This is a genomic window from Pseudomonas agronomica (genome assembly GCF_025917275.1).
GTDB lineage: Bacteria > Pseudomonadota > Gammaproteobacteria > Pseudomonadales > Pseudomonadaceae > Aquipseudomonas > Aquipseudomonas agronomica.
The window spans coordinates 1-8,861 of record NZ_JAOSHO010000202.1; the positions used below are offsets into that span (position 1 = coordinate 1).

Sequence of the window (8,861 nt, forward strand, 5' to 3'; positions counted from 1 at the left end):
CCAACTACCGCTGACTCCTAACGGCAAGCTCGACCGCAAGGCGTTGCCGGGCGTGGAAACCGGGGTGACGCAAAACGGTTACGCGCCACCCGCAAGCGAACTGGAGCAACAGGTTGCCGACATCTGGCGAGAAGTCCTGGAAGTGGAACAGGTTGGCCGCAACGATCATTTCTTCGAACGCGGTGGTCACTCATTGCTGGCGACCCAGGCTATCTCCCGGCTGCGCAAACTCACGGGTTATCCGCTGAGCTTGCGTGATCTGTTCGATCATCCACGGCTCAGCGCATTGGCGGCGCTGATGAGCGAGGCCGGTGACGCAACCGTGCGCGCGGGCGACTCCAGCAAGGTCCGGCTCAAGGCCCATGGGCCAAGGCAATCGGCGCCGCTGTCGCTGGTGCAACGGCGGTTGTGGATCGCCGAGCAGCTGTCCGGCGGCACTTCGGCGTATGGCATGCCGATGGCCCTGCGCCTGAGCGGCGAGTTGTCGGTCGAGCGGCTGATGAGCAGTTTTGCCGAAGTGACGCGCCGTCACGCCGTGCTGCGCACCGCGTATGTCCAGGACGACGAAGGCGACCCGCTGGCGGTGATCGCCGATGAAGTCCAGCTGGATTTCCCGCTGGTCGATCTGTCCGGGCTTTCGCCCGGTGCCCGGCAGGAATACGTGGCCCAGGCGACGCTGGACAATGCGCGCACCCCGATCGACCTGGAACAGGCGCCGCTGCTGCGTGGGCGGATCCTGCGCCTGGGCCCGACCGAGCACGTGTTGTTGTACGCCATGCACCACATCATTTCCGATGGCTGGTCGATGGGGTTGTTGATCAACGAACTGGTGCAGATCTACGAAGCCGCTTCGCGCCACGAACCGATGCCGCTGGCGCCGCTGGAGGTTCAATACCATGACTTCGCCCTCTGGCAGCAGGCGTTGGACGAGCAGGGCGTGCTGGCGCGCCAGGCCGACTATTGGAAGCAGCGGCTCGACGGTTACAACGGGCGGCTTGACCTGCCGCTGGACAATCCTCGCAGCCAGACCTTGTCGTATGAGGGCGATGCGTTGCAGTTCGAACTGTCTGCCGACCTGAGCACGGCATTGCGGCGTATTGCGAGCGAGGCCGGCGTCACGCTGTACAGCACGCTGCTGGCGTCGTTCCAGGTGTTATTGCATCGCCTTTGCAACGCGCAGGATCTGGTGGTGGGTGCTGACGTAGCCGGGCGCGAGCAGCCTGAGCTGGAGCGCTTGATCGGCTTTTTCGTCAACGTCCTGCCGCTGCGCTCGCGCTTCGATGCGGGCGTGACGTTCACACGATTCCTGGCCCAGGCCCAGGACGACCTGCTCGGCGCGCTGGAGCACCAGGACCTGCCGTTCGACCAGATCGTCGACGCCTCGGGCGTGCCTCGTCACAAAGGCATGAACCCATTGCTCCAGGTGTTGTTCGTGATGAACAACGTGCCGGTGCGCACACGCTCCATGGCGGGCTTGAGCGTGGAGTTCCTGCCGGCGCTGCAGAACCATTCTAAATTCGACATGGCATTGTTCGTTGACGAAGAAGAAGGGCAATTGCGCGGTAATTGGCAGTTCGCCACACGCTTGTTCGGACATGAGCGCGTCCAGTACCTGATGCAGGCCTGGACGACCCTGTTGGAACAGATCGTCGCTGATCAGGACATTCAATTGGGAGCTATCAGCATGCCAGTCGACAACGTGGCGACAGCCGCCACGCCTGCCAACGTTCCGGGGCCCAAGGCCGACAAATTGGGCAAGTTCCTCAAGCGCTCGGCGACACCGGCCGCGCGGCCGCGTCCGGCGCTGGTGCGTGAATCGCTGGTGGCCGCGCCTCAGCGGTTCCCGTTGATGCTGGAACCCCGCGAGCCGCACCTGGACGTCATCGAGTGGATCCGGCAGAACCGACCCTTGATCGAACAGAAGCTGGCCGAACACGCCGGCATTCTGTTCCGTGGATTCGCGCTGGACGGCATCCAGGGCTTCGAAGCGTTCGCCGAAGCGATTCAACCGGGGCTGTACGGCCAGTACGGCGACTTGCCGAAGAAGGAAGGGGGCAAGAACACCTACCGCTCCACGCCGTACCCGGAACGCAAGATGATCCTGTTCCACAACGAGAGCTCCCACCAGGACCGTTGGCCGCGCAAGCAGATGTTCTATTGCGAACAGGCCGCGCCCGTGGGCGGCGCGACCCCGGTGGTGGACTGCCGCCTGATGTACGAGAAACTGCCCGCGGACCTTCGCGAAAAGTTCGAGGACAAAGGGCTGCTGTACGTGCGCACCTTCACCGACAAGCTCGACGTGTCGTGGCAGCACTTCTTCAAGACCGAAAATCGTCTCGAAGTGGAAGCCCGATGCCGGGCCGGCGGTATCCAGTGGCGCTGGCTCGACAACGACGAATTGCAGACCCGCACGCCGGGGCCGGCGATCATCACGCACCCGATCACCGGGGAAAAATCCTTCTTCAACCAGGTGCAGTTGCATCACATCTACTGGCTGGAGCCGGACGTGCGCCAGGACCTGTTGTCGATGTACGGCCTGGAGCGCATGCCCCGGCACGTCTACTACGGCGACGGCACACCGATCGAAGACGAGGTGATGGCGCGTATCGGCGAGTTGTACGAAGCCTGCGCGGTGCGTTTCGACTGGCGCAAAGGCGATGTGATCCTGCTGGACAACATGCTGGTGGCCCACGCCCGCGACCCATTCGAAGGACCACGCAAAATCGTCGTCGCCATGGGCGATATGTACGACCACGCCAGCCTGCAACAGCGAGCGACCGTTGGGCAACCCGCTTGGGGCGCATTCAATACCGAGGAAACCGGAGCATGAACGAGGTGATGATGGACACGCAGGACGCGGGTTTCGCCCTGACGCCCGAGCAGCAACGGGCGCTTGAACAATTGTCGGGCACGGTGACTTGTGGCGAGGCCCTGCGCTGGGTGAGCGTGATCATCAATGGCGACTTCGATCCGCAACGATTGCACGGCGCCTTCGACACACTGGCGGCGCGGCAGCCGATGTTGCTGGCACGGTTGGTCAAGGTCGCCGGTTTCCACGGCTTGCGTCAGGTGGCCCAGGCCGGGCGCTTTCCACTGACGATAAACCCAAGCGAGCAACCTGCTGAAGAGGTCCAGGCGCAGATCAACGAAACCCTGGGCCAGGCGTTCGTAGTCGGCGAATCGGCCGGCATCCAGGCGGTGCTTTATCGTCTGGCGCCACGGCAATGGCAATTGCTGCTGGGCATCGCCCGCTACAGCGCCGATGCGCCATCGATGGACCTGCTGCTTGGACAGGCACGCCAGGCTTACGCGGGCCAGGCGCCGGAAGATGAAGCGCCGGGCGAGTTCGCCCAGTACCTGGAATGGCGCAGCGAAGTGGTGCTGGATGAGGATGCCGCCACCGCGAGGACCTATTGGCAGCAGCATCTGCAAGGTTTGCAGGCGCAGATCGACACGCCGTGGCTGGCGGCACGCCGCGCCGGCAGCGGGACAGCCGATGCGCGTGTGTCATTGGCGTTGGAGCCGACCCGGCGCGATGCTTTGCAGCGCTTGGCCGATGAGCTCGGGCAACCGTTGACGACGTTGTTGCAAGGTGCGTGGTGGCTGCTGCTGGGACGCCTGAGCGGCTCCGATCAGGCACTGGTGGGCGTGCGTCACGACAGCCGCGGCGATTACGATTACTTCGCCGGTGCCATTGGCGTGTTCGTGAAAACCTTGCCGCTTTGCGTACCGTTGCCCGCCACTGCGCCGTTCAGCGAGTGGCTGGGGGAGTTGGCGACGCGGCTCGAAGCCCACCGCACCTGGCAGGAATACTGGACGCCGGAGCTGGCGCCGGACGCGGCGAATCCGGCCTATGGTTTCGCGGTCGCTCGGGCAAGTTTCGTCCACAGCGACGGCGGTCTGAAGTGGACAGGATCTTCGCTTGTGCAGACTGATCCGCTTGAGCTGCTGCTAACGGTCCAACTGGACGATACCCAGCAGCTTGCCGCAATCGGCTTGCATTATGCCGACGCTCGTTATTCCCAAGCCGCCGCCAGCGCCGTGCTGGAACAATACGACGTGCTGCTGGCCGCTATCGCTGCGGATGCGCAAACGCCGCTGGCGCAGCTCAACCTGCTGGGCCGCAGCGAGGAACAGCGCTTGCGCGCGATCAACCCGCCGATGAAGGCGCTGGCCGATCACCGCTATCTGCCGCAGCGCATCGCGGACCTGGCGCTGCGGACGCCGGACACCATCGCCCTGACCGACGCCCATCAATCCTTGAGCTACGGTCAGCTAAACGCACAGGTCGAGCGCGTGGCCCTCGGCCTCCGGGGCCAAGGCCTGGGCGAGGGTTCGATTGTCGCCCTGGCCTTGCCACGCTCGGCGGAGCTGGTGATCGCCATGCTGGCGAGCTGGCGCATCGGCGCCGCGTATCTGCCGCTGGACACCCAATGGCCCCAGGCCCGTCAGGCATTGATGCTGGAACAGGCCAGCGCCGCAGTGGTGCTCACCGATGCGGCGCATCTGCCGGCGTGGCAGGACCAGCCATACACAGCGCTGGCATTGGCCGGGCTCAGCCCGGCGAACGCGACGTTGCCGGCGCTGGCGACCAAGGGCAACGACATCGCCTATGTGTTGTTCACGTCCGGCTCCACCGGTGTGCCCAAAGGTGTGGTGATCGAGCATCGGCAATTGCTCAACTACACCGCCCAGGCCAGCGAGGCGTTGGCGCTGGATCAGTGCCGACACGTGGCCTTCAGCTCCACCGTGGCGGCGGACCTGGGCAACACGGCGCTGTTTGGCGCGTTGTTCAATGGCGCGACCCTGCATGTCGCCGGCGACGAACAGATGCAGGACGGCGCGCTGTTTGCCGCGTTCATGCGCCAGCGACAGATCGATTGCCTGAAGATCGTGCCATCGCACCTCGCGGCGTTGCTCGACAGCGAACAAGCGACATTGCCGCGCACCCTGGTGCTCGGCGGCGAGCCGATTGCCCCGACGTTGATCGAACGCATCGCCCGGTTGCGCGGCGATTGCCGGGTGTTCAACCACTACGGGCCGACCGAGGCCACCGTCGGAGTCATGATTCATCCATTGTCATTGAATGGCGACGATGACTGCTCGGCGCTGACCCAGGTGCTGGGCAACAACCAGGTCTACGTACTGGACGCCGAGCGGCGGCTGGCGCCGGTGGGCGTGCTGGGCGAGGTGTACCTGGGCGGCGCGCAGTTGTGCCGGGGTTATCTGAATGCCGAGGCCGATGGGCAGACGTTCGTCCAGAGTCCGTTTGATCCGGCGCAGCGCCTGTACCGCACGGGCGACCTGGCGCGTTATCGCCCGGACGGCGGGATCCAGCTGCAAGGGCGGCGCGATCAGCAGGTCAAGGTGCGTGGCTTCCGCATCGAGCTGGCGGAGATCGAGGCCGAGCTGGTGCGCGTGCCACAGGTGGGCGAGGCGCTGGTGCTACCGGCCGAGCAGGGTTTGCTGGCATTTATCGTGGCATCGCAAGGCTTGCCTTCGGAAGTGCTGGATGCCGCGCGGGCGCAACTGAACGCACGCTTGCCCAGCGTGATGGTGCCGCAGCATTGGCACCTGATCGAACGCTTCCCTCGGTTGGCCAACGGCAAGATCGATCGCCAGGCGTTGCAGCAGTTGGCAGTCGCGACGGGCGATGAAGAGGGCGCCGGACCCCGTGACGGACTCGAACAATTGCTCGCTGAGCGCATGGCGCAACTGCTCGGAATTGAACGATTGGGCATCGACCACGACTTCTTCGCCGCCGGCGGTCATTCGCTGCTGGTGATCAAATTGGTGGCCGGCATTCGCAAGCTGCTGCAGTGCGACATCCATCCGGGGCTGGTCTTCGATCATCCGACCGTGGCTTCGTTGGCGACGGCCTTGCGCGCGCAGGAGAGCAGCCCTGGGCAGTTGGAGAAAATCGCCCAGGCACGCCTGCGCATGGAGGCGATGAGCCCTGAGGAAAAGGCTCGCCTGACTGAGCAGGCTCGGCAACTGCAAGCCGCCAAGGCGGCGCAAGGTAGTTGACAGGGCAAGAACAAAAGGCCGGCGCCGACAAGCGCCGGTTTTTTTTTATTTTTTTCGCGAATGATAAATAAACTCATTCCGGTTTTGCCCAGGTGCTGCGTCTTACTAAGGTATGCGGGCAAATCGGCTCGGGCAGGGCAGCCCAGGTGCCGGTTGTGTCCAGGAAAAATTTCGCTGTCGTCCAGCCGGATGACCGTGCCCGGGGAGGGGCCGGCCAGCCGCTAAACCGTGCTGGCGAACGGCAGGCCATTCGGCCCCCACGGACTTTTCACTTCTACCAATAATAGAGAGCACGATGTCGGCAATTCATGAGTTGAAACCGCTGTTCAAGGCACTGGTCATGTCCCGCGGCCTGCGTTCGCGCCGGGTGTTGTCGGGCCTGGGTCTGGTCGGTGCGTTGTCCTTGAGCGCCCAGGTGATGGCGCAGGACGTCAGCATCAACATCCCTGCGCAGCCGCTACCGCAGGCACTGCAGGCGTTCGGCCAACAGACCAACCAGCAAGTGATCTACAACGCCGACGAATTGGCCGGGCTGAAAAGCAATCGCGTCAGCGGCAAGATGAGCCCGCAGGCCGCCATCACCGAGTTGCTCAAGGGCACCGGCGTGCGCCACAGCCTCGAGGGCAACACCTTGATGCTGGTGAAGGGTTCCGGCAGCGCGGGCCTGGAGCTGGGCGCGACGACGATCAACGCCGAACAGTTGAATGCGACGACCGAAGGCAGTCACTCGTACACCAGCAATGCCGTGACGATCGGCAAGGGCACCCACACCCTCAAGGAAATTCCCCAGTCGATCACCGTGATGACGCGCAAGCAGATGGATGACCAGAACCTGGTCAACCTCAAGGACGCCGTCAACCAGACCACCGGCATCGTCGGCCTGCAGGGCGTCGGCCAGGGCATGATCCTGTCGTCGCGCGGTTTCCAGATCGACGACTGGCAGTACGACGGCGTGCCGATCCCGCGTAACACCTATTCGCTGGGTAACTGGGCGACCCAGGACCTGATTTTCTACGACCGCCTGGAAATCCTCCGTGGCGCCTCCGGCCTACTGCAAGGCACCGGCAGCCCCGGCGGCGCCGTCAACCTGGTGCGCAAGCGTGGCCAGAGCGCACCGACCGTGACCCTGACCGGCAAGGCCGGCTCCTGGGATCACTACGGCCTGCAACTGGATGCCGGTGGCCCGCTGAACGACGCTGGCAATATCCGTGGCCGTGTCGTCCTTGACGAAGACCAGAGCAATTCCTTCGTTGACCATGCCTGGAGCAAGACCCATTCAATGTACGGTGCGCTGGACGTCGATCTCAGCGAAGACACCACCCTGGGTTTTGCGGTCAGCCAATCCAATGGCGAGTCGCGCGGCAACATCCGTGGTTTGCCGCGCTACGCCGATGGCTCGATGCCGGACGTGTCGCGCTCCACCTACACCGGCGCGCGCTGGAACCGATCGGAAATCGATGTCACCACCTACTATGCCGATCTGGAGCATCGCTTCAATGAGGATTGGGCCTTCAAGGTGGGGGGCGTGTATATGAGCGAGGATAACCAGGCGAAGAACCAGCGGGTTCAACGAGGCGGTGGTCTCTTGCCCGATGGCAGTGGCGTGCAATATGCCGACTTCCTGACCGACTTCCAGTCCACCAAGGCCGGTCTCGACATGAACCTGACCGGCAAGTTCGAAGCCTTGTCGATGGAGCAGGAGGTCATGCTGGGTGGCAACTTCTCGCAGTTGGAGACGGATGATAAATATGCCCGTACCTTCAACAACACCAGCGACTCGATCTTCGACATTGATAATGATCGCCCGGACATCAGCTACGACAGCTTGATCGCTGCGGGCGGCCTGGGCGTCCTCAGCAAGTACGACGTGCGCCAGAAAGGCGTGTACGGCACCTGGCGCGTCAAGCCGGTAGACGACCTGACGCTGATCCTGGGTTCCCGGGTCAGCTGGTACGACTTCAGCTACAAGTCGAAAAATGAAAACGCAGCCGGAATTACACGTAACACGCCAAGCTACTCAACCGAAACCGGCGTGGTCACGCCCTATGCCGGTATCGTCTATGACCTGAGCCGCGAGTGGGCGGTGTACGCCAGCTATACCGATGTGTTCCAGCCGCAGACTAACGTGGATGCCAGCGGCTCCGTGCTTAAGCCCGTCGTCGGCACCAATTACGAGGTGGGTCTTAAAGGTGAGTTGATGGACGGTCGGGTCAATACTTCCCTGGCTGTCTTCCGCTACGATCATGAAAACCGTGCCGTTAATGACGGCGGTTCGGGGTGTGGTGGCTTCGGTTGCTCGACAGCCTCGGGCAAGGTGCGCAGTCAGGGCATCGAGGCTGAAATCAGCGGTGAAGTGGTAGACAACTTGCAGTTGTTCGCGGGCTATACCTACAACACGACCAAATACCTCGAAGATCCGACCAACGAAGGCAGCATTTTCAGTACCTGGACGCCGAAACATATGCTGCGCGTTTGGGGCAACTACCAGTTCACCGGCGACTGGAGCCGTGTCAGCACCGGCCTGGGCTTCACCACGCAAAGCCATACGCAGGTCTACGATCTCAACCATGACGTACCGGGCTACACCGTATGGAACGCCCGTGTCGGCTACAAGCTGACGTCAGAGATCGATCTGGCGGTCAATGCCAACAACCTGTTCGACAAGACCTACATAACGCCGGCCTACAACCAGCTCAATGGCAACAACAACTTTGGCGATCCGCGTAACTTGATGTTCACGGTGAAGTACACGCCGCAGTTCTGATCTCCTCCAAAACAAAAAAACGACCCGCCTAGTGCGGGTCTTTTTTTATGAGATCAACCTGGCTGAACAC

General features: G+C 62.8%; 3 protein-coding genes. All 3 read left to right on the plus strand.

Features of this window, described 5'->3' with window-relative positions; translation table 11 throughout:
- Window positions 1-2,830 (plus strand): condensation domain-containing protein (locus tag OC610_RS15530; protein ID WP_264428841.1); only part of this gene is annotated, 2,830 nt, incomplete at its 5' end.
- Window positions 2,827-6,027, plus strand: coding sequence for a non-ribosomal peptide synthetase (locus tag OC610_RS15535; protein WP_264428843.1), 3,201 nt, complete (start codon window positions 2,827-2,829; stop codon window positions 6,025-6,027). The genes OC610_RS15530 and OC610_RS15535, both read left to right, overlap by 4 nt.
- A 295-nt stretch (window positions 6,028-6,322) precedes the next feature.
- The gene (locus OC610_RS15540; RefSeq protein ID WP_264428844.1) at window positions 6,323-8,791 is read left to right on the plus strand and encodes a TonB-dependent siderophore receptor; all 2,469 of its coding nucleotides are present in this window, start codon (window positions 6,323-6,325) and stop codon (window positions 8,789-8,791) included.
- The last annotated feature ends 70 nt before the right edge of the window (window positions 8,792-8,861 follow it).